Genomic DNA, 21,857 nt, shown 5'->3' on the forward strand with positions numbered 1-21,857 from the left:
GTCTTTTTCCGGTTACGGCCGGAACAGGAAAGGTAAGGGTGAAATGGTGCGGTAAGAGCGCACCGCGCCGGTGGCAACATCGGCGGCAGGGTAAACCCCACCCGGAGCAAGACCAAATAGGGGGGCGGGCAGTCCTTGGCTGCCGTGCGCGGCCCGCGCGTGCCCCCGGGTAGGTCGCTCGAGGCGCATGGTGACATGCGTCCCAGATGAATGACTGTCCGCGACAGAACCCGGCTTACAGGCCGACTCCCCACCCACTCCCATCCCCGGGCGCCGGCGCGATTCTTGCGTTCGGCGCACCCGCCGCGCACCCTTATCCCAGGTTTCGCCCGAATACCTGCGTGTAGCCTATTGATAGATAAAAGTTTTTCCTATAATCCTAGGATAATTCTCTGGTTCCCCTTTAAGTCGCTGAGCGTCAAGAAAAATCCCGCTAAAGGGTGCTTGACGATGGCGGATAGCCTGACTAATATGAACGTGGAGTGGGGGAAAGTGGAAAAAAATGGCAAAATAGGGTGCCGTGGGGGGATTAAGTGTTTCGCGGGTCTGCGTACCTGAATCTGGATGCCAAGGGGCGTTTCGCGATCCCGACCAAGCAGCGCGAGCGTCTGTTGGCCGTGGGCGACACCAACCTGATCCTGACGGTGGATCGGGCGCGTTGCCTGCTGCTTTTTCCGGTCCAGACCTGGGAACTGATCGAGCGCGACCTCGCCGCTCTCCCCGCCCTTGACGACGCCGCCCGTTCAGTCCAGCGCCTCTACCTGGGCAACGCGGAAGAGCTGGAGATGGACGCCCAGGGGCGCATCCTGCTGCCCCAGCATCTGCGCGAGTTCGCCTTTCTGGATAAGCGGATCGTCCTGGTCGGACAGGGCGCCAAGTTCGAGATCTGGGACGAGCAGCGCTGGAAGGACAAGACCTTGGCAGACCTGGAAGACCATAACATCGGTCAGTTGGCCATGTCGTCCTCACTCGGCAATTTGAAGTTCTGAGCGCACCGTGAGTGTCGCTCCCCATCGGTCAGTCCTACTGGAGGAAAGTGTGCAGGCGCTGGCGGTCAACCCCAATGGGATCTATGTGGACGGCACCTTCGGCCGGGGCGGCCATGCGCGCGCCATCCTGGCGCGCCTGGGGTCCGCCGGCCGCCTGATCGCCATCGACCGGGACCCGGACGCCGTCGCCGCCGCCCGCGCCCTGGCGGTGCTCGACCCGCGCCTCACCGTCGTGGCGTCGCCGTTCGGTGCCCTGAGCGCGGCCCTGCGCGACGCTGGGGTCACCGGCCGGGTGCAGGGCATCCTGCTCGACCTGGGGGTCTCCTCGCCGCAACTCGATACCCCGGGGCGCGGCTTCAGCTTCATGGCCGATGGACCGCTCGACATGCGCATGGACCCGGGCACCGGCGAGTCCGCCGCCGCCTGGCTGGCGCGCGCCGACGCGCAGGCCATTGCGGCCGTGCTCTACGAATTCGGGGAGGAGCGGTTCGGCGGGCGCATCGCCCGTGCCGTCGTGGCGGCACGCGCCGACTCGCCCCTGCGCACCACCCGCGCGCTGGCGGACCTGGTGGCGCGGGTGGTGCCGACCCGAGAGCCGGGCAAACACCCGGCCACCCGCACCTTCCAGGCCCTGCGCATCCAGGTCAACGACGAGTTGGGTGAACTCAGGCGCGCGCTGGCCGCGGTGTGCGACCTGCTCGACGGCGCCGGACGACTCGTGGTGATCAGCTTCCATTCGCTGGAGGACCGCATCGTCAAGCGCTTCATGCGCGATGAGGCGCATGGCCCCCGGTTCCCCAAGGGGCTGCCGGTGACCGCGGCGCAGTCGTGCGGACGGCTGCGGCTGGTGGGCAAGGCGCGGCAGGCGGGGGCGGCAGAGGTGGCGGCCAACCCGCGCTCGCGCAGCGCCGTCCTGCGGGTGGCGGAGCGCCTGCCATGAATCGCGGACGGGTCGCGACGGTGCTGGTGCTGCTGCTGGCGATCACCGCCTCCGGCGTCCTGGTCGTCCACGCCAAGTATCTCACGCGGATGAGTTTCAACCAGTTGCAGGAAATCCGCGGCCAACGTGACGGACTGGACCTGCAATGGAACCACCTGCGTCTGGAGGAGGCCGCGCTGTCCACCGATGTGCGGGTCGAGCGCAAGGCGCGCGACGAGCTGGGTATGTATCTCCCCCGTGTCGGTGACGTGATGCTGATCGAAGAGGCTGACCATGAGTTCCCCTAAACGTCGGATCAGGCGGGCCGATCCCGTGCGCGCCATGCCCAATCCGCGGGCCCGGCGGGCCGTTCTGCTGTGGGGCCTGGCGGCCGCCATGGTGATGGTCGCCTCGGCCGTCTTCTACCGTCAGGTAGTGGAGACGGAGTTCCTGCGCGGGGAGGGTGAGCGCCGCTACCTGCGCCTGGGCGAGATCGCGGCGCGCCGCGGCATGATCCTTGACCGTAATGGGGAGGCCTTGGCGGTGAGTACCCCGGTCGAGACCGTCTGGGCCGATCCGCGCAAACTCGTGGCCCGTCCCGAGGTCCTGCCGGAGTTGGCCCGCAGTCTCGGGCTCAAGCCCGCGGAGTTGCGCGAACGCGTCCGGGCCAATGCCGAACGGGGCTTCATGTATCTGAAGCGCCGGGTCAGTATCGACGAGGCCGCCGCCGTGCGCGCCCTGATCGCGGCCCGCGGTCTCGACGCGGTGGACTTCGAGAGCGAGTACCGGCGTTTCTACCCCGGCGTGGAGGTTTTCGGCCATGTCCTGGGCTTCACGGACATTGAGGACCACGGCCAGGAGGGCATGGAGGCCGCCTATGACAAGCTGCTGCGCGCCGAGCCCGGCCAGCGCCGGATCCTGCAGGACGGGCGGCGGCGCATCGTGCAGGAGGTCGAGCAGGTGCGCCCGCCCCGGCCCGGCAAGGACCTGGTGCTGAGCCTGGACCGGCGGCTGCAGTTCCTGGCCTACCGGGAGCTCAAGGCCGCGGTGACGGAGAACAAGGCGGTGGGCGGTACTGCGGTGGTGGTGGACGTGCGCACCGGCGAGGTGCTCGCCATGGTCAATCAGCCCGGCTACAACCCCAACGATCTCAGCGGGCGGGAGGCCGACCGGCGCCGCAATCGCGCCCTCACCGATGTGATGGAGCCCGGCTCCACGGTCAAGCCGCTGGTCGTGGCGGCGGTGCTGGAGCGCGGCCTGGTGACGCCCACGACGCGCATCAATACGGCCGGCCCCCTGCATGTGGGGAGCAATACCGTTCAGGACGTGCACAACTACGGCGGCCTGGACGTGACCGGCATCATTACCAAGTCCAGCAACGTGGGCGTGGTCAAGCTCGCCCAGATGATGGACTACGCCAGCCTATGGAAGCAGTACGACGCGCTCGGCTTCGGACGCCCGACCGGGGTGGAGTTCCCGGCCGAGTCGCGCGGCGTCCTGCGTAATTACACCCGCTGGCGGCCCTTCGACCATGCCACCATGGCCTTCGGCTACAGCTTCTCGGTGACCGCGCTCCAGTTGGCCCAGGCCTACGCGATCGTGGCCGCAGACGGGGTCAAGCGGCCGGTCACCCTGATCAAGCGCGACCAGATCCCGGAGGGGACGCGCGTCATGAGCACCAAGACCGCCCGCGCCGTACGGATGATGATGGAGACCGTGGTCTCCGACAAGGGGACCGCCAAGCGTGCGTCCATCCCGGGCTATCGGGTCGGGGGTAAGACCGGTACGGCCAAGAAGGCGAGCGGCCGCCACGGCTACGCGGCCGGCCGCTACCAGGCACTCTTCGCCGGGATGGTGCCGGCCGGCAATCCGCGCCTGGTAATGGTCGTCATGATCGACGAGCCGCGCGGGGGCGCCTACTACGGCGGCGTGGTCGCCGCACCGATCTTCGCGAAGGTCATGGAGGGGGCGCTGCGCCTCTTCAACGTACCCCCGGATGAGCCCACGCCGTCCATGCTGCTGGCCGGCGCGCGGGCGGTCCCGTGATGTGGAGCCTAAGGCCGGTCGCCGAGCGCGTCGGGGGGCGCCTCCAGGGCGCGGACGCGTCCTTCGACGCCGTCGTGACCGACAGCCGCGCGGACTGCACCGGGGCGCTCTTCGTGGCCCTGCGCGGTGAGCGCTTCGACGGTCACGACTATGTGGCGGGCGCCCGGGCCAAGGGCGCGGCGGCGGCCCTGGTGGACCACGCGCTGCCGCTCGACCTGCCCCAATGGGTGGTCGCGGATACCCGGCTGGCCTTGGGTTCACTGGCCGCGGCCTGGCGCGCGCGCTTCCCGGGCCGGGTGGCCGCGGTCACCGGCAGCAACGGCAAGACGACGGTCAAGGAGCTGCTCGCCGCCATCCTCTCCCAGGTCGGGCCGACCCGCGCCACCCAGGGCAACCTGAACAACGACATCGGCATGCCCCTGACACTCCTGCGCGCCCGGGACGAGGCCTTCCTGGTGCTGGAGATGGGGGCCAACCATCCGGGTGAGATCGCCTACATGACGGCCATCGGCCAGCCGGACGCGGCGCTCATCACCAATGCCGGGCGCGCCCACCTGGAGGGCTTCGGCAGCCTGGACGCCGTGGCCCGTGCCAAGGGGGAGATCGCCCAAGGGCTGCCGCCCGACGGGGTCTTCGTGGTGCCCGGCGACTCACCCTACACCCCCCTGTGGCAGGGGCTGGCGGCCGGTCGAGCGGTGCTGACCTTCGCCCTGGATGCCCCGGCCGACCTATGGGCGGCGAGCGGTTCGATTGCGTCGCGCTGGGACGCGGACGGGTTCCGCACCGCCTTCGTGGCGAACCGGGGCGGCACCCTGCACCCGCTGGAATTGCGCCTCGCCGGGGTCCACAACGTACGCAACGCGCTCGCCGCCGCCGCCGCCGGACTGGCCCTGGGGGTCGGGATCGACGCGGTGCGTGCCGGTCTGCTGGCGCTGGCCCCGGTCCCGGGGCGCCTGTGCCCGCGCACCGGCGGCGGACGGCGGATCATCGACGATACCTACAACGCTAACCCGGACTCGGTGGCCGCCGCCGTGGCGGTGCTGACCGGCCTGCCCGGGCGCCCCTGGCTGGTCCTGGGCGACTTGGGTGAGTTGGGTCCGCGCTCCCTGGACCTACACCGTGAGGCGGGCAGTCAGGCGCGCGCCGCGGGGGTTGAACGCCTGTTCTGTGTCGGCACCCGCAGCGCCGCCGCCGCGGACGCCTTCGGCCCGGGGGCGCGGCACTTCGCCGATCAGGCCGCACTCACCGCACACCTGCGCGCCGCCATGACGCCGGACACCCTGGTCCTGATCAAGGGTTCGCGGGCGGCGCGTATGGAGTTGGTGCTCAACGCCCTGTGTGGCGATGACAGTGATTAGGAACAGATCACTAATAAGTTGAACAAGTCCATTAGCGAATGCTCTTAGCGTCGTTGTCGTTGTCGTTGTCGCAATCGAGGTTATCGTCGTGCCCCGGATTCTCTCGCACCCCACGTTGCATCGCTTCTCCGATCACGACAACGATCACGATCACGATCACGACAACGACAACGACAACGACCCACTAACCACTAACCACTAACCATTTCCTATGCTGCTTCTACTGACCGAATGGCTGGTGCGCTTCGAGAGCGGGTTCACCGTCTTCCGCTATCTCACCCTGCGCGGGATCCTGGGGACCCTGACCGCGCTCGCCATCTCGCTCATGGTCGGCCGGCCCATGATCCGGCGGCTGCGCGCCTACAAGATCGGCCAGACGGTGCGCGACGACGGCCCGCAGAGCCACCTGAAGAAATCCGGCACGCCCACCATGGGCGGGGCCCTGATCCTGGTGGCGGTCGGCATCAGTACCCTGCTGTGGGCGGATCTGGACAACCGCTATGTCTGGATCGTGCTGCTGACCACCCTGGCCTTCGGCGCCGTTGGCCTGGTCGACGACTATAAGAAGCTGGTGCTGAAGAACCCGCGCGGGCTGGCCGCCCGCTGGAAGTATCTGTGGCAAACGCTCTTGGGGCTCGCCGCCGCAACGCTCCTCTATGTCACCGCCCAGTCCCCGACCGAGACCGCGCTCCTGGTGCCCTATCTGAAGAACGTTTCCTTCCAACTCGGCCCCTGGTTCATCCTGTTCGCCTATCTCGTCATCGTGGGCGCCAGCAATGCGGTGAACCTGACCGACGGGCTGGACGGGCTCGCCATCATGCCCACGGTCCTGGTGGCCGGGGCCTTGGCCGTCTTCGTCTACGCCGCCGGCCATGCCGAGATCGCCAACTATCTGCGCATCCCGCACATCAAGGAGGTGGGCGAACTGGTGATCTTCTGCGGCGCCCTGGTCGGGGCCGGGCTCGGCTTCCTCTGGTTCAATGCCTACCCGGCCCAGGTCTTCATGGGTGACGTGGGCGCCCTGGCCCTGGGCGCCGCCCTGGGCCTGGTGGCGGTGGCCGTGCGTCAGGAACTGGTGCTCTTCATCATGGGCGGGGTCTTCGTCATGGAGACCATCTCGGTCATGTTGCAGGTCCTGTCCTTCAAGCTCACCGGTAAGCGCATCTTCCGCATGGCACCCCTGCACCATCACTTCGAGCTCAAGGGCTGGCCGGAGCCGCGGGTCATCGTGCGCTTCTGGATCGTGACCGTGGTGCTGGTCCTGATCGGGCTCGCGAGCCTGAAGATCCGCTGATGACCGGGATCACCGCCAGGCCGGGGGAGCAAACCCAGTGCAAGACCCTGGTGGTCGGCCTGGGCAAGACCGGCGTCTCGTGCGTCCGCTACCTGCGCTCGCAGGGCGCCTGGGTGGCCGTGACGGACACCCGCGCCGATGCGCCCGGCCTGGAACAGATCCGCCGGGAACTGCCGGAGGTGGCCGTGTTCGTCGGGGGCTTCGACCCCACGGCCTTCGCCGCCGCGGACCGGCTGGTGGTAAGCCCCGGGGTCCCGGTGGCCACACCGCTGATTCAAGCGGCCCTGGCCCGTGGCGCCGAGGTGATCGGCGACGTGGAACTGTTCGCCCGGGCGGCGCGCGCCCCGATCTGCGCCATCACCGGCTCCAACGGCAAGAGCACCGTCACGACCCTGCTCGGTCTGATGGCGCGCCGCGCCGGGCGCCGGGTCCGGGTCGGCGGGAATCTGGGCGAACCGGTGTTGGACCTGCTCGACGACCAAGCCGATCTCTATGTCCTGGAACTGTCGAGTTTTCAACTGGAGACCACCCCGGGGCTGCGGACCCGGGCCGCGGTGGTGCTCAACATCTCACCGGACCACCTGGACCGCTACCCGGACCTGGCCGCCTATAGCGCCGCCAAGGCGCGGGTCTACGACCGGGCGCAGGTCGCCGTCATCAACCGCGACGACCCGGCGGTGGCGGCGATGGCCCGCGCCCCGGAGCGCGAGCTCGGCTTCACCTTGGGCGTGCCGGACGCGGGCGACTACGGACTGGCAACGAGCGACGGTGACCTGTGGCTGTGCCGGGGCGACGAGCGCCTGCTGCGGGCGGCAGAGGTCCTGATCCCCGGCCGGCACAATCTGGCCAACGCCCTGGCCGCCCTGGCCCTGGCGCAGGCCTGTGGTCTGGCCCTCGACCCCTGCCGGGAGGCCCTGCGGACCTTTCCCGGGCTGGACCACCGCAGCCAGTTGGTGCTCGAGCACGCCGGGGTGCGCTGGTATGACGACTCCAAGGGCACCAACCCGGGGGCTACGGTCGCCGCCTTGGACGGCCTGGTGTCGGCGGGGTCGGACGGCCGGGTGGTGCTGATCGCCGGCGGCGACGCCAAGGGCGCGGATTTCGCCCCCCTGGGGCCGGCAGTGGCCCGCGCCGCCCGCGCCGTGGTCCTGATCGGGCGCGATGCCCCCGCGATCGAGCGGGTGCTGCGGGCCCTGGTCCCCCCGGTCCCCCTGATTCCGGCCACCGATATGGACGAGGCGGTGCGCCGGGCCGCCGACGCAGCCCGTCCCGGGGACGCGGTGCTGCTCTCCCCGGCCTGCGCCAGTTTTGACATGTTCGACAACTACGAGCACCGCGGCCGGGTCTTTGCCGATGCGGTGCGGAGGTTTGCAGCATGAAAGAAGTACGTAAGTACGTTAGTACGTTAGTACGGGAAGAGGGATTTCTCGGGCTTTGCCGCGCTTGCGTACTCCCGTACTCCCGTACTCACGTACTAACGTACTCACGTACTGAGTTTTCGGCATGAGCGCCGTGGTACCCCAGGCAAGCCGTTCGAGTGTCGCGAGCCGACGCCGCCGCAGCGAGCGCCCGGCGGCCTTTGACCTCCCGCTCCTGATGGCGGCCCTGGGGCTCTTGTCATTCGGGTTCGTGATGGTCGCTTCCGCCTCCATGACGATCGGCGATACCTGCTGCAAGGACCCCTTCTTCTTCGTCACGCGCCATACGCTCGCGATGGGCCTGGCCCTGGGCGTCGGTCTGCTGACCTTCACGGTCCCGGTCAGTTGGTGGGAGCGCATGGGCGCCTGGTTCTTCCTGGGTACGGTCGGGATGCTGATCCTGGTCCTGGTCCCCGGGATCGGTCATAACGTCAATGGGGCGACCCGCTGGATCCCCTTGGGGCCGCTCAATCTGCAGCCCTCGGAGTTCATGAAGCTGTTCGCGGTGATCTATATCGCGGGCTACCTGGTGCGCCACGCCGATGACGTGGCCAACAAGCTCTCGGGCTTCATCCGGCCGATGATCCTGATCGGACTGGCCGCCGCCCTGATCCTCAAGCAACCGGACTTCGGTACCACCACCGTGATGCTGGCGACCGTGATGGGGCTCTTGTTCCTGGGGGGGGTGAGCGTGATGCCGTTCGCGGTCCTGTTCGGCACCGTGCTGGTCGGACTCACCTTCCTGGTCATGACCTCCGAATATCGCATGCGCCGCATCCTGTCCTTTCTCAACCCCTTCGAGGACCCCTTCAACTCCGGTTACCAGTTGAGCCAGGCCCTGATCGGCTTCGGACGGGGCGAGTGGCTGGGGGTCGGGCTCGGCAACGGCATCCAGAAGCAGTATTTCCTCCCCGAGGCCCATACGGACTTTATCGCCACGGTAATCGCCGAGGAACTGGGCCTGGTGGGGATGCTGGCGATCATCGCCACCTTCGCCTTCATCGCCTGGCGCGCCTTCGGTATCGGCGCCCGCGCCCAGGCAGCCGGGAACCGCTTCGCCGCCTACACCGCCCAGGGGATCGGTCTGTGGCTCGGCCTCCAGGCCTTCGTCAACATCGGGGTCAATTCGGGGATGCTGCCCACCAAGGGGCTGACGCTGCCCTTCCTGAGCTACGGCAGCAACAGTCTGATCGTGGTCTGCATGGCCATCGCTATCCTGCTGCGTATCGACGCCACCATTCGCCAGGACGAGGCGGAGTCCAGAAATCCCCGGGGGCTGCCATGGCTGCGTGCATAGGCGTCATGGCCGGCGGTACCGGCGGTCATGTCTTCCCCGCGCTGGCGGTGGCGCAGGCCCTGCGCGAACGGGGTGCGCAGGTCTTCTGGATCGGCACCCGCCGGGGCCTGGAGTCACGCCTGGTCCCCGAGCACGGGTTCGAGTTGGAATGGGTGCGGATCGAGGGGCTGCGCGGCAAGGGGATCACCGCGGTCCTGGCCGGCCCGGTGCGTCTGCTGCGCGCCCTGTGGCAGGCGCGCGCGATCCTGCGCCGCCGCCGCCCCGCGGTGGTGCTGGGGATGGGCGGGTTCGTCTCCGGCCCCGGCGCTCTGGCGGCCCGGGCACTCGGGATGGCGCTGGTGATCCACGAACAGAACTCGGTCCCGGGACTGACCAATCAATGGCTCGCGCGCATTGCCAGTCGGGTGTGCGAGGCCTTTCCCGGCAGTTTCCCCCCGGCGCGGCACGCGGTAGCGACCGGCAACCCGGTGCGTCGCGACATTACGCAACTGCCGCCGCCCGGGGAGCGCTTCGCCGGCCGCACCGGGTCGGCACGGCTGTTGGTGCTCGGCGGCTCCCTGGGCGCCAAGGCGCTCAACGAGACCCTGCCCCTGGCCCTGGCCCGACTGCCCGCGCCGTTGCGCCCGCAGGTCCGTCACCAGGCCGGCGAGCAGACCCTGGAGTTGGCGCGTGCCGCCTATGCGCAGGCCGGGGTCCAGGCCGAGGTCAGCGCCTTCATCAAGGACATGGCGCAGGCCTATGCCTGGGCCGATCTGGTGGTGTGCCGGGCCGGCGCATTGACGGTCTCCGAACTGGCCGCGGCGGGTCTGGGCGCCATCCTGATCCCCTATCCCCACGCGGTGGATGACCACCAGCGCGGCAACGCCCGCTTCCTGGCGGACCACGGCGCGGCGCACCTGATCATCCAACGCGACCTGACCGCGCCCCTCCTGGCCGACCTGCTCGCCGCCCTGCTCGCCGACCGCGGCCGGCTGCTGACCATGGCCCAAGCGGCCCGCGCCCGTGCCAATCCGGATGCGGTCACGCGCATTGCAGACGCCTGCCTGGAGTTAGTGAACAGTGGTTAGTGGTCAGAAGCCCGGATCACCGCCAAGGCGCGGTTCATCAAAGCTAGGGAATGTTTTTAGTACCGTTGTCGTAATCGTAATCGTAATCGAGGTTATCATGGCGCCCCGGATTCTGTCGCACCCTAAATTGCATTGCTTGTTCGATTACGACAACGACAACGACAACGACAAGAACAACGATTGGGTTCGTGTTTAAGTTGTTCCTGACTCGTTACCAACCACTATTCACTAACCACTAACCACTAACCACTAACCAATGAATCCACATCTGAGCCACAGCGCCGCCAACATGGGCCGGGTCCGGCGCCTGCACTTTATCGGTGTGGGCGGGGCCGGGATGAGCGGGATCGCCGAGCTGATGGCCAACCTGGGCTACGAGGTCGCGGGGTCTGACCAGCGCGAGAGCGCGACTACCCGGCGCCTGCGCGGCCTGGGGGTGCAGGTCTACATCGGGCACCGCGCCGGCCAGGTAACCGACGCGGATGCGGTCGTGGTATCCACCGCCATCGACGAGGCAAACCCCGAGATCCAAGAGGCTCGGGCGCGGCGTATTCCCGTCGTGCGCCGCGCCGAGATGCTCGCTGAACTGATGCGTTTCTATTATGGGGTGGCGGTCGCCGGGACCCACGGCAAGACCACCACCACCAGCCTGGTGGCGAGTGTGCTCGCGGAGGGCGGGCTCGATCCGACCTTCGTCATCGGCGGCCTGCTCAACAGCGCCGGGGCCAATGCCAAGCTCGGCACGACCAAGTACCTGGTGGCAGAGGCCGACGAGAGCGACGCCTCCTTCCTGTATCTCCAGCCCATGGTGTCGATCGTCACCAACATCGACGCCGACCACATGCAGACCTACGGCAACGACTTCCAGCGCCTGCGCAACACCTTTATGGAGTTCCTCCACCACCTGCCCTTCTATGGCCTGGCGGTGCTGTGCATCGACGACCCGGAGGTGCGCGCCCTGGAGTCGCTGGTGCCGCGACCGGTGCGGACCTACGGCACCCGCCCGGAGGCGGACGTGCGCGCCGTGGACATCCGTCAGGACGGCCTGCGCATGTACTTCAAGGTCCACAGCCGCGAATTGAGCGCGCCCTTGCCCATCGAACTCAACCTGCCCGGCCGCCACAACGTCCTCAACGCCTTGGCCGCCATCGCGGTAGCCCTGGAGCTTGGGGTGGACGAGGAGGCGATCCGCCGCGCCCTGGCCGGCTTCCAGGGGGTGGGGCGGCGCTTCGTGGTCACGCCGGTGCAGGATCAGACCGGCCGTCGGCTGACCCTGGTGGACGACTATGGTCACCACCCCCGGGAACTGGCCGCCACCCTGGAGGCGGCGCGCGGCGGCTGGCCGGGCCGGCGACTGGTGCTGGTCTTCCAGCCCCATCGCTTTACCCGCACCCAGGAGCAGTTCGAGGACTTCGTCCAGGTGCTCTCCACCGTCGACCTGCTGGTGCTCTGCGACGTCTATCCGGCCGGGGAGGCGCCGATCGCCGGTGCCGATGGGCGCTCGCTGAGCCGCGCGATCCGCGCCCGGGGCCTCCTGGACCCAGTGTTCGCGCAAGAAATCAATGAGGTGCCGGGGCTGCTCGACAACCTGCTCCAGGATGGTGACCTGGTGCTTTTGTCCGGGGCAGGGGACATCGGCGCCCTGGCGGCACGGCTGCCGGGGCTCCTCACGGGGGAAAGGACGTGAGTAAAGAAGTACGTAAGTACGTTAGTACGGAAGTACGGAAGTACGATAGTACGTTAGTACGTGAGTACGTTAGTACGTTAGTACGTGAGTGCGGCAGTACGGAAGTACGTGAGTACCTTCGTACGTCAGCAGGGGCACCGGGTATCGCCATATGCGTGAAGGCCCTCTTAACGTACTTCCGTACTAACGTACTAACGTACTTTCTTCCCGTACCAACGTACTTATTTTGTCTACGCGGAGAGGCCGGATGACTGCACCGACGCTCGTAGTCCCCTTGATCCGGCGGCTCTCGATGGGCTGCGGTGAGCCGCTGCAGGGGTTCCCGCGGCGAGCGCCGGCGTCGGCACGTCCCGCGGGGCCGACGCCGGCGCCCGTGCGCCACGGCCTGCCCCAGCCGCGGGCCTGCCGCCATGGGTGAACTGCGCGGGGAGTTGCGCACGGATGAGCCCCTGGCCCGTCACACCAGTTGGCGGGTCGGGGGCCCGGCACGGCGGCTCTATCGACCGGCGGACGTGCACGACCTGGTGGAGTTCCTGCGTCGGCTCGACCCGGGCGAGCCGCTTCTCTGGCTCGGGCTTGGCAGCAACCTGCTGGTCCCGGATGTGGGCTTTCCCGGCACCGTGATCCTCACCCATGGGTGCCTGACGGGCCTGGAGCGCCGCGGGCCCGCGGGTGTTTACGCGCAGGCCGGCGCCACCTGCGCCCGGGTCGCCCGCTTTGCCGCCCGCCATGACCTGATCGGCGTCGAATTCCTGGCGGGTATCCCCGGCACCATGGGCGGGGCCTTGACGATGAACGCCGGGGCCTGGGGCGGGGAGACCTGGACCCACGTCAGCCGGGTGCGCACCATCGATCGGACCGGCCTGGTACGCGAACGCACACCGGCCGACTTCCACATCGGCTACCGGGATGTACGCGGCGCCCCGGGCGAATGGTTTCTCGACGTGGAGCTTGAATTGCAACCGGGGGATGGGGTGGCGGCCATGACGCGGATGCGCGCCCTCCTGGACCAACGTGCCCGCACCCAGCCCACAGGGCTGCCGAGTTGCGGGTCGGTGTTCCGCAACCCGCCGGGCGACTACGCGGCCCGGCTGATCGAGTCGGTCGGACTCAAGGGCTACCGGATCGGCGGGGCCCAGGTTTCGGAAAAGCACGCGAATTTCATTATCAACACAGGCCCGGCCACGGCCCGGGACATCGCCGGGCTGGTGGATCATGTGCGCTGCGAGGTCGAGCGCCACACCGGGGTGCGGCTGAAACCCGAGTACGTCAGTGTCACGGCAGTACGTTAGTACGTTAGTACGTGAGTACGGGCGGAGCCACGATGCCCGTGCACGCCCTCTTCCCGTACTCCCGTACTCCCGTCCTCCCGTACTAACGTACTAACGTACTAACGTACTTTATTCTAAGCGATCGAAATGACATCACTCATCAATCAAGCCTTTCTTGAGCGGTTCGGCAAGGTCGCGGTGCTGTTGGGCGGGCGCGCCGCCGAGCGGGAGGTTTCACTCACGAGCGGCAACGCGGTGCTGCAGGCACTGTGCCGCCAGGGTGTCGATGCCCACCCGCTGGACCCGGACGAGACCGTGCTGGAACAGTTGCGGGCGGGCGGGTTCGACCGGGCCTTCATCATCCTGCACGGCCGCGGCGGTGAGGACGGGGTGATCCAGGGCGCCCTGGAGACCATCGCGATGCCCTATACCGGCTCCGGGGTCCTGGGGTCCGCGCTGGGGATGGATAAATACCGCACCAAGCTCGCCTGGGCCGGGGCCGGGCTGCCGACCGCCGACTCGGTCCTCCTGCGCGATGAGTCTGACTTGGCCCAGGCGGCGGCGATCGGCTTCCCGCTGATGGTCAAGCCGGCCCACGAGGGGTCCAGCATCGGCATGGCCCGGGTCACGGACCCGGACGCCCTGGCGACGGCCTGGCGGAGCGCGCGCGGGTACGACCCCTTGGTCATCGCCGAGCGCTGGATCGCTGGTGCCGAGTACACCTGCGCCATCCTGGGGCGTGAGGCCCTGCCCATCATCCGGCTCGAGACCCCCCACGCCTTCTATGACTACGACGCCAAGTACCGGGCGGACAGCACCCGTTACCTGTGTCCCTGCGGTCTGTCCGCGGCGGATGAGGCGCGCTTCCGGCAACTGGCCCTGGACGCCTTCGACGCCGTCGGGGCGAGCGGCTGGGGGCGGGTCGACCTGATGGTCGATGCGGCGGGGGCGCCCTATCTGCTTGAGATCAACACGGTCCCGGGCATGACCGACCACAGTCTGGTGCCCATGGCCGCACGGGCGGCGGGTCTCGACTTCGAGACCCTGGTGCTGCGTATCCTTGAGACGAGCCGCGAGCGTGTCTGAACCAACCACCACCCCGGCCGCGCCGCCGCTCGATTCGCTGCCGACGCCGCCACCGGCGCCGCGGCGTACCCGCCTGCGCGCCCTCACCGGGCTCGCGTTGCTGGGGGCCATGGCGGGAGGCGTCTGGGCCTTCGGCTATTGGGAGCCCCGACTCCTGCCGGTGCGCACCATCGAGGTCCAGGGGGAATTGCACCATCACTCATCCGAACTGCTGCGCGAGACCCTGGGTCAGCGGCTGCAAGGGGGCTTCCTCACCGCCGACCTCAATGACCTGAAGCGGGCCGCGGAGGGCTTGCCCTGGGTCGGCGCGGCCAGCATCCGCCGTGTGTGGCCCGACCGGCTCCAGGTGCGGGTGCTGGAGCATCGGCCGGTGGCACGCTGGAAGGGCGACGGGCTGGTGACCGCCGAGGGCGTCGTGTTTCGTCCCCGCGGCCAGGTCCCGGCCGGGTTGCCGCTGCTCGAGGGCGACGAGGCGCGCGCCCGTGAATTGGTCGAGCGCTATCTCAAGTGGCGCGATGCCTTGATGTTGGCGGGCCAACTCATCGACACCCTGAGCGTCGATGCCCGCGGGGCCTGGCACCTGGACCTGGTCTCCAATACCCGCCTGGAATTGGGTACCAACGATATCGAGCGGCGCCTGACGCGGTTCATCGCGGCCGTCCCCCAACTGGAGGCGGCTGGCCGCGCCCGGGTGGTGGACCTGCGCTATAGCAACGGCTTCGCCGTCAAATGGGCAGGCAGCGCGGTCGCCGCGGCGCCGGAGCCGGCGCCGCCCAAGACCGCGCCGCCGACGCATACCAAGGCCCGGAAAAAGGGCGCGACGGCGAACCCGGCGACCAGACAGACGCGGGCACCGACCCAGGCGCAGCGACCGGCGGCGGCACCGCAAGCGCGCCCGCGGCCGCGCACAGTGGCCGCGCCGACCAAGGCACGGGCCCAGACACCACCACCGCCGCAGCGGCACGCGCCGCCGGCACCGGTGCGCGCACCGGCGCGCGCCCTGACCCAGGCGGTCCCGGGGCGACCCTAGGCGAAACGGCAAGAGCGAACAGGCAAACGGGGGGAGAAACGGAATGGCACGACGCAACGACAAAAATCTATTGGTGGGGCTGGACATCGGCACCTCGAAGATCGCCTGTCTGGTGGGCGAACTGAAAGACGATGACCAGATCGAGATCATCGGCATCGGCACCAGCCCCTCGCGCGGCCTGAAGAAGGGCGTGGTGGTGGACATCGAGTCCACGGTCACGTCCATCCAGCGGGCGGTCGAGGCGGCGGAAGCGATGGCCGGGTGCGACATCCATTCGGTTCACGCGGGGATCGCCGGCAACCATATCAGCAGCCGTCCTTCCAACGGCAGTACCCCCATCAAGGAGCGCGAGGTCAATCAGGCCGACGTGGACCGGGTACTCGATAACGCCCGGGCGGTCGCGATCCCGGCGGACCAGCAAATGCTCCACCTCGTCCCCCAGGAATTCATCATCGACGGCCAGGAGGGTATCCGCCAGCCGATCGGGATGTGCGGGGTACGCCTGGAGGCGCGGGTGCTCATCGTCACGGGGGCGGTGAGCGCGGCCCAGAACATCCGCAAATGCATTGGCCGCTGTGGGCTGGAGGTGGACTACCTGATGCCCGCGCCGCTGAGCGCCTCGTATTCGGTCTTGGGTGAGGACGAGCAGGAATTGGGCGTCTGCCTGGTCGACATCGGCGGCGGCACCACCGACATCGCGGTCTTCGCCGACGGGGCCATCCGCCACACGGCGGTGATCCCGATCGCCGGCGATCAGGTCACCAACGACATCGCCTTGGCCCTGCGCACCCCCACCCAGCACGCCGAACAAATCAAGATTCAGCACGCCTGCGCCCTGACGCAGCTCGCCGGCGGCGCCGACAACATCGAGGTCCCCAGCATCGGTGATCGCCCGCTGCGCCGACTGTCGCGCCAGACCCTCGCCGAGGTGGTGGGCCCCCGCTATGAGGAACTGCTCGATCTGGTGCGTAAAGACTTGGATCGCAGCGGATTTAAAGAGCTGGTGGCGGGGGGCGTCGTGCTCACCGGCGGCAGCGCGAAGATGCAGGGCTTAATCGAACTGGCGGAGGAGGTGTTCCACATGCCGGTGCGCCTGGGCGTACCCCGGTATGTCATCGGCATGGACGAGGTCATGCGCGATCCGGTCTACGCCACCGGCGTCGGGCTCTTGATCTACGCCGGCCAAAACCGCTTTGCCAAGCGTCCTGAACTCACTGCCGGGCGGGGACTCAAGGGCCTCGTGTCACGGACGCGCAGTTGGTTCCAGGGCAATTTCTAGTCATAAACAGGTCGGGGGAGAGAGTGCAATGTTTGAAATGATGGATACCCATAGCCAGTCCGCCGTCATCAAGGTGATCGGGGTCGGCGGCGGCGGCGGCAACGCGGTCAATCACATGGTCGACTCCACCATCGAGGGGGTGGACTTCATCTGCGCCAACACCGACGCGCAGGCGCTCAAAGGGTCGCGGGTCAAGACCATCCTGCAACTGGGCTCCGGGATAACCAAGGGCCTGGGTGCGGGTGCCAACCCGGAGGTGGGCAAGCAGGCGGCGCTGGAGGATCGCGAGCGCATCGCCGAGGCCCTGGCCGGGGCGGACATGGTATTCATTACCGCCGGCATGGGCGGCGGTACCGGCACCGGTGCCGCCCCGGTGGTCGCCGAGGTGGCCAAGGAGTTGGGCATCCTCACGGTCGCGGTGGTGACCAAGCCCTTCCCGTTCGAGGGCAGCAAGCGGCGCCGCATCGCCGATGACGGCATTGCCGAGTTGGCCAAGCATGTGGACTCGCTGATCACGATCCCGAACGAGAAGCTGCTGGCGGTGCTCGGCAAGGACATGACCCTGCTCGGGGCCTTCAAATCGGCGAACGATATTTTGTTGAATGCCACCCGCGGCATCGCCGAGCTGATTACCCGTCCGGGTCTGATCAACGTCGACTTCGCCGACGTGAAGACCGTGATGTCGGAGATGGGGGTCGCCATGATGGGTACCGGGGCCGCCGTCGGCCTCGACCGGGCGCGGGAAGCGGCGGAGGCCGCCATTCGCTGCCCCTTGTTGGAGGACATCGATCTGGCTGGGGCCAAGGGCATCCTGGTCAACATCACCGCGGGCAGCAGCCTGACCATGGGCGAGTTCGACGAGGTCGGCAACACGGTCCGGGATTTCGCCGACGACGACGCTACCGTGGTGCTCGGCACCGTCATCGACCCGGACCTGGAGGACGAACTGCGGGTCACGGTCGTGGCTACCGGCCTGGGGGCCCGCCGGATCTCCCTGACGCTGCGTCCGAACCCGGAGGAGCCGCTGATGCGACTGGTCCCGGCGGACGGCGAGTCCGGCCCCGACTATGGGGAGATCGGGCGTCGCCCCGCCATCTACCGCAAGGCGGCAACCGCCGGCGGGAACACCGCCGAGGCGGTGGACAACGATCTCGACTATCTGGACATCCCCGCCTTCCTGCGCCGTCAGGCCGATTGATCGCGGGAGCCGTCCGCGGGACCAGGGAGGGTCCCGGCGCCAGGCGTAGTGGTTGTTTCCCTAAGGGATGGCCCAGCTTGACTCTTAAATGGAGATTATTGGTCCGCAAGGACGCGACCGACAGCGCGGCGCTAGGGAAATCCCTTTAGATATATACTAAGTAAAAACAACATAATATAGATTTCTTGCGCAGAGGACTTGATAAAGTTTCGGGAAAACCCTAAGCTTCTACCAAAGCCCGGAATCGTTCGGGCGTCACGCGGCTGGTGCCTTGGTGTCGATGGTCGGCGCCGCGGCTGACCGCTGCGGTCTGGGACTAGGGAGCCCGAATGATGGTCAAGCAACGTACACTAAAGAACGTGATCCGCGCCACCGGCGTCGGCCTTCATACCGGCGACAAGGTGTACCTCACGCTGCGCCCGGCGGCCCCCGACACCGGCATCATCTTCCGACGGGTGGACCTGGAGCAACCGGTCGAGATTCGCGCCTGCCCGCACAACGTGGGCGATACGCGGCTCTCCACCACCCTCGTCAACGGCGAGGTGCGGGTGTCCACGGTGGAACATCTGCTGTCGGCCTTCGCCGGTCTTGGGATCGACAACGCCTATGTGGACGTGAGCGCCCCGGAGGTGCCGATCATGGACGGCAGCGCCGGACCCTTCGTGTTCCTGATCCAGTCCGCCGGGGTGGAAGAGCAAAACCGCCCCAAACGCTTCATCCGCATCAAGCGCCCGGTCGAGGTGCGCGACGGTGACAAGTACGCCCGGTTCGAGCCTTACGACGGTTTCAGCGTGGAGTTCTCCATCGATTTCGACCACCCGGCCTTTCATGACCGGGCCAAGCGGGCCAGCATGGACTTCTCCACCTCCTCCTTCGTCAAGGAGGTCAGCCGCGCCCGCACCTTCGGCTTCCTGCGCGACATCGAAGCCCTGCGTCAACAGGGCCTGGCCCTGGGCGGCAGCCTCGACAACGCCGTGGTGGTGGACGAGTTCCGGGTGCTGAACGAAGAAGGCTTGCGCTATGAGGACGAGTTCGTCAAGCACAAGATCCTGGATGCGATCGGCGACCTCTATCTCCTGGGGCATACCCTGATCGGCGCCTTCAAGGGCCACAAATCGGGGCATTCGCTCAACAACCAGCTGTTGCGTGCCCTGGTCGCAGACCAGACGGCCTGGGAAGAGGCAGTGTTCGAGGACGCCACGCACGCGCCGATCAGTTACGCCCAGCCGCTTGCGCTTGCCTGATCGCACGCGGCGCCTAGTCGAGTGGCGCCCCGGGGCGCGCCTCCTGGTGTCGGGCCGCCAGGCGTCGGAAGACGTCAGCAAGCCCGGCATCGGTCATGTGTGCGGCCGCCGCCATCAGATGCTCGACCACGGCGGGGGTCAGTCTGGCCAGGTGTTGCGCCGTCTGACGCCGCGCGACGCGCTCGCGCGGGCGCGCCCGCACCTTGACCGAGGTAATCCCGGCCCCCTCCAGCCCCCGGGCCAGATCCGGGGCCTGATAGCGCAGCCGCGTCGCCCAGGCCGCCGCGTCGACCGTCACCGTCAGAGTTCCATCGGTGGTACTGACCTGGATACAATGCGGCCGGGCGGCGGGGGCAAGCAGCTCGCGGACCTGGGCCAGCAAGCAATCCTCGCGGCGCTGCAGCGCCAGACACCGGGCCACCGCGGGACTGGTGGTCAGAAGGTCCCGCACATGGGCGGCGCTGGTACGACCGGGCCTTTTTTTTGCCATGACTAGAGAGGTACCACTTTTGCCTGATTCACAAAAACTTGATCCAGATCAATTGCCGGACGCTCATGAGCGCTCGCCTCGACCAGGCGACTGTAGTATAAACAACGCTCTTCTTCGTCCTATCCACCTACAGGGGTCAGCAATGTACCACCTCGACCGTAGAAAGACCGTTCTTGGACAAACCGCCGTCGCACTGTCGGCGGTCATGTTGTGTGCCGCCGCGGGCGGCGGGGCCGGATTCTGGCTGGGGAAGCAGACCACCGCCGCCCGGAGCGACGCGCCCTCCACCAACCACCCCAGAACCGCGGGCCCCGCGCCCGCCACCGCCCAGCCGGAGGCGCCGCAGATCGATGCCATGGCGTCCAGCCTCGGCGAGGTGCAGGCGGAACTCATGCGGCTCAATGCCCTGGGTGAGCGACTGGTGGATATGGGGGGACTCGACCGCCAGGAGTTCGATTTCCGCAACCCGCCGCCGCAGGGTGGGCCCGAGGAAGCGGCGGCACGGGATTATACGATCAAGGAGATCGCGAGCGAGCTAGGAAGCGTGGTCAGCCTGCTCAAGGATCGCAAGCGTAAGCTGGAGATCCTCGAAGAGGCGATCAGCGGGAAGGACCTCACCGCCAAGTCCGTGCCCGCGGGCTGGCCGATTCGCACGGGATACATCACCTCCAACTATGGGATGCGCATCCATCCGATCCGCCACCGGGCCATGTTCCATCAGGGCGTCGACTTCGCCGCACCCCAGGGCAGCCCGGTGGTCGCGGTGGCGGACGGCGTCGTGACCTTCAGCGGACGGCGCAGCGGTTACGGCAACCTGATCGAGATCAGTCATGCCAACGGCTACGCCACCCGCTACGGACACAACTCCGTCAACGGGGTGTCAGAGGGACAGCCGATCCGCAAGGGTCAGGTAATCGGTGCCGTCGGAGCGACCGGGAGCGCCACCGGACCTCATGTGCACTTCGAGGTCCGACGCAACGGCGATGCGCTGAATCCGATGCCGTTCGCCGGCGAGCAGGGCAACAGCACACTGATCGCGGCCAATTTCGCCAATTTGCGCTGATCCCTGGTCGTAACCACCAACCGAAGGGGCCGGTCTGCCGTGGGGCAGACCGGCCCCTTTGTCATTGGCCTCAGGGTTTCAAACCGCGAGCCGCGAGCTGCGCCCGCAGTTGCGCCAGTTCTCGTTCGGCCTCCTGAAGCGCCCGCGTCTGCTCCTCGGCCCGCTGCTCGGCCTCCCGCCACTCGGGCAGCACGAAGTCGGCATAGACCGGGTCGCGGACCATCGCCTTGGGCTCGAGCTGTGTGAGCAGGTCGGTAACCGGAATTGCAGCCCGGCAGGACCCGCGAGCGGACGATACCGTCGTCCGGGACGATGGGCGGAAGCCCATCTCCAGGGCCACCATCCGGGCGATCGGGCGGGTGTCGAGAAAGTGCTGCAAGAGTTCGACGAACCAGCCGTAAACCAGAAAGGTCCCGTAGTCGGACATCGGCTTCTCCTCCAGACGACCGTTATTCCACTCGTAATGGATGTCCGATTCCAGGTAATACTCCCTCCAATAGGTCTCCTCCGAGACCCGCAGGCCGTCCGCGCAGCAGGGCTCGCCGGGCGGCTGGCGTTCGACGCCGGGCGGCTGGCGTTCGACGCCGGGCGGCGGGGGCTGGTGCGCCGGTGTGCGAAGGGTCGCGGCGGTTGGGCACATAGCGATGGGCCTTGCTTGGGGGGATTGCCTGGGTTGAAGCCTAGCACGGCGCACGGCGCGGGTGTTGTCATCATCGACCGCCCAACCTGGACCCCACGCATTCGCCTCGGCGACCCGCTGGGGCTCGTTGCCGCCCTAGTGCTGGTCTTCGTGGTACAAACGCCACGCGGTGATAGCGACCAGATTCTAGCGGGGATCGGTCCGCACAGCGGACCCTACGGTAAGCCCGCGCTCCGTAGGGTCCGCTGTGCGGACCAACGGCCTCGCGGTGAGCCCGGTGACCCGGTCGGGTAGCCAGGCGACGTTACCGCCACCCAGCCCCCTAAGAACCGTGCTTGCGACTTTCACCGCACACGGCTCAAGCCTTGATAAGCCCCAGTGACAGAGCCGGCCGTTCGGCCTTCGCGATACCAATTTGCAGCCCTCGTACCGTTCGGTGTACCTTGGCGTGCGCCAATCCACTTTGCAGTCGGTGGCTGCA

20 protein-coding genes and 1 other RNA gene are annotated in these 21,857 nt (G+C 67.7%); 19 read left to right on the forward strand and 2 right to left on the reverse strand.

The genetic code is table 11. From position 1 onward, the window contains the following. The 18 genes from rnpB to lpxC all read left to right on the forward strand — a co-directional run. Positions 1-254: RNase P RNA component class A (rnpB, locus tag QZY48_RS06735), an RNA gene on the forward strand; the annotation flags it as partial. Between the two features lie 279 nt (positions 255-533). Continuing rightward, positions 534-989, forward strand: coding sequence for a division/cell wall cluster transcriptional repressor MraZ (gene mraZ / locus QZY48_RS06740; RefSeq protein ID WP_295429337.1), 456 nt, complete (start codon positions 534-536; stop codon positions 987-989). Positions 990-996: 7 nt separating this feature from the next. After that, complete coding sequence (rsmH, locus tag QZY48_RS06745; RefSeq protein ID WP_295429340.1) at positions 997-1,929, forward strand: 16S rRNA (cytosine(1402)-N(4))-methyltransferase RsmH; 933 nt, start codon at positions 997-999, stop codon at positions 1,927-1,929. Next, entirely contained in the window at positions 1,926-2,216 is a 291-nt protein-coding gene (ftsL, locus tag QZY48_RS06750) for a cell division protein FtsL (RefSeq protein WP_100917922.1), read from the forward strand. Before rsmH ends, ftsL begins: the two co-directional genes overlap by 4 nt. After that, positions 2,203-3,954 carry a penicillin-binding protein 2 gene (locus QZY48_RS06755; protein WP_295429343.1) on the forward strand — a complete coding sequence of 584 codons (1,752 nt, stop codon included), beginning with the start codon at positions 2,203-2,205 and terminating at the stop codon, positions 3,952-3,954. Before ftsL ends, QZY48_RS06755 begins: the two co-directional genes overlap by 14 nt. Then, the gene (gene murF / locus QZY48_RS06760) at positions 3,954-5,312 is read left to right on the forward strand and encodes a UDP-N-acetylmuramoyl-tripeptide--D-alanyl-D-alanine ligase (RefSeq protein ID WP_295429345.1); all 1,359 of its coding nucleotides are present in this window, start codon (positions 3,954-3,956) and stop codon (positions 5,310-5,312) included. Before QZY48_RS06755 ends, murF begins: the two co-directional genes overlap by 1 nt. Before the next feature lie 211 nt (positions 5,313-5,523). Beyond that, positions 5,524-6,606 carry a phospho-N-acetylmuramoyl-pentapeptide-transferase gene (mraY, locus tag QZY48_RS06765; protein WP_295429347.1) on the forward strand — a complete coding sequence of 361 codons (1,083 nt, stop codon included), beginning with the start codon at positions 5,524-5,526 and terminating at the stop codon, positions 6,604-6,606. Continuing rightward, a complete protein-coding gene (gene murD / locus QZY48_RS06770) occupies positions 6,606-7,985 on the forward strand; it encodes a UDP-N-acetylmuramoyl-L-alanine--D-glutamate ligase (protein WP_295429350.1) in 1,380 nt (459 codons plus the stop codon). The genes mraY and murD overlap by 1 nt, the downstream gene beginning before the upstream one ends. Positions 7,986-8,109: 124 nt before the next feature. After that, a complete protein-coding gene (ftsW, locus tag QZY48_RS06775; RefSeq protein WP_295429352.1) occupies positions 8,110-9,321 on the forward strand; it encodes a putative lipid II flippase FtsW in 1,212 nt (403 codons plus the stop codon). Continuing rightward, on the forward strand, positions 9,306-10,388 hold the full coding sequence (murG, locus tag QZY48_RS06780) for an undecaprenyldiphospho-muramoylpentapeptide beta-N-acetylglucosaminyltransferase (RefSeq protein ID WP_295429354.1): 1,083 nt from the start codon (positions 9,306-9,308) through the stop codon (positions 10,386-10,388). Before ftsW ends, murG begins: the two co-directional genes overlap by 16 nt. A 256-nt stretch (positions 10,389-10,644) precedes the next feature. Beyond that, positions 10,645-12,075: a UDP-N-acetylmuramate--L-alanine ligase gene (gene murC, locus QZY48_RS06785; RefSeq protein ID WP_295429356.1), complete on the forward strand. Its 1,431-nt coding sequence runs from the start codon at positions 10,645-10,647 to the stop codon at positions 12,073-12,075. Positions 12,076-12,322: 247 nt separating this feature from the next. Next, complete coding sequence (locus QZY48_RS06790; protein ID WP_295429358.1) at positions 12,323-12,493, forward strand: hypothetical protein; 171 nt, start codon at positions 12,323-12,325, stop codon at positions 12,491-12,493. Then, positions 12,486-13,367, forward strand: coding sequence for a UDP-N-acetylmuramate dehydrogenase (gene murB / locus QZY48_RS06795; protein WP_295429360.1), 882 nt, complete (start codon positions 12,486-12,488; stop codon positions 13,365-13,367). Before QZY48_RS06790 ends, murB begins: the two co-directional genes overlap by 8 nt. A 126-nt stretch (positions 13,368-13,493) precedes the next feature. Next, positions 13,494-14,432 carry a D-alanine--D-alanine ligase gene (locus tag QZY48_RS06800; RefSeq protein WP_295429363.1) on the forward strand — a complete coding sequence of 313 codons (939 nt, stop codon included), beginning with the start codon at positions 13,494-13,496 and terminating at the stop codon, positions 14,430-14,432. Beyond that, positions 14,425-15,462, forward strand: a complete 1,038-nt coding sequence (locus QZY48_RS06805) for a cell division protein FtsQ/DivIB (RefSeq protein ID WP_295429365.1) — start codon at positions 14,425-14,427, stop codon at positions 15,460-15,462. The genes QZY48_RS06800 and QZY48_RS06805 overlap by 8 nt, the downstream gene beginning before the upstream one ends. A 43-nt stretch (positions 15,463-15,505) precedes the next feature. After that, the gene (gene ftsA / locus QZY48_RS06810; protein WP_100917932.1) at positions 15,506-16,741 is read left to right on the forward strand and encodes a cell division protein FtsA; all 1,236 of its coding nucleotides are present in this window, start codon (positions 15,506-15,508) and stop codon (positions 16,739-16,741) included. 28 nt (positions 16,742-16,769) lie between these two features. Beyond that, positions 16,770-17,939 (forward strand): cell division protein FtsZ, encoded by a 1,170-nt coding sequence (ftsZ, locus tag QZY48_RS06815; RefSeq protein WP_295429367.1) that lies wholly within the window; start codon positions 16,770-16,772, stop codon positions 17,937-17,939. Positions 17,940-18,271: 332 nt separating this feature from the next. Beyond that, positions 18,272-19,183 (forward strand): UDP-3-O-acyl-N-acetylglucosamine deacetylase, encoded by a 912-nt coding sequence (gene lpxC / locus QZY48_RS06820; protein WP_295429369.1) that lies wholly within the window; start codon positions 18,272-18,274, stop codon positions 19,181-19,183. Between the two features lie 13 nt (positions 19,184-19,196). Here lpxC and QZY48_RS06825 read toward each other — a convergent pair whose 3' ends face one another. Beyond that, positions 19,197-19,673 carry a DciA family protein gene (locus QZY48_RS06825; protein WP_295429372.1) on the reverse strand — a complete coding sequence of 159 codons (477 nt, stop codon included), beginning with the start codon at positions 19,671-19,673 and terminating at the stop codon, positions 19,197-19,199. Positions 19,674-19,815: 142 nt separating this feature from the next. On the opposite strand from QZY48_RS06825, the gene QZY48_RS06830 reads away from it, so the two are divergent. Continuing rightward, the gene (locus tag QZY48_RS06830) at positions 19,816-20,736 is read left to right on the forward strand and encodes a M23 family metallopeptidase (protein WP_295429375.1); all 921 of its coding nucleotides are present in this window, start codon (positions 19,816-19,818) and stop codon (positions 20,734-20,736) included. 70 nt (positions 20,737-20,806) lie between these two features. Here QZY48_RS06830 and QZY48_RS06835 read toward each other — a convergent pair whose 3' ends face one another. Then, the gene (locus tag QZY48_RS06835) at positions 20,807-21,376 is read right to left on the reverse strand and encodes a hypothetical protein (protein ID WP_295429377.1); all 570 of its coding nucleotides are present in this window, start codon (positions 21,374-21,376) and stop codon (positions 20,807-20,809) included. Positions 21,377-21,857: the final 481 nt, after the last annotated feature.

Source organism: uncultured Thiodictyon sp. (genome assembly GCF_903828115.1).
Classification (GTDB): domain Bacteria; phylum Pseudomonadota; class Gammaproteobacteria; order Chromatiales; family Chromatiaceae; genus Thiodictyon.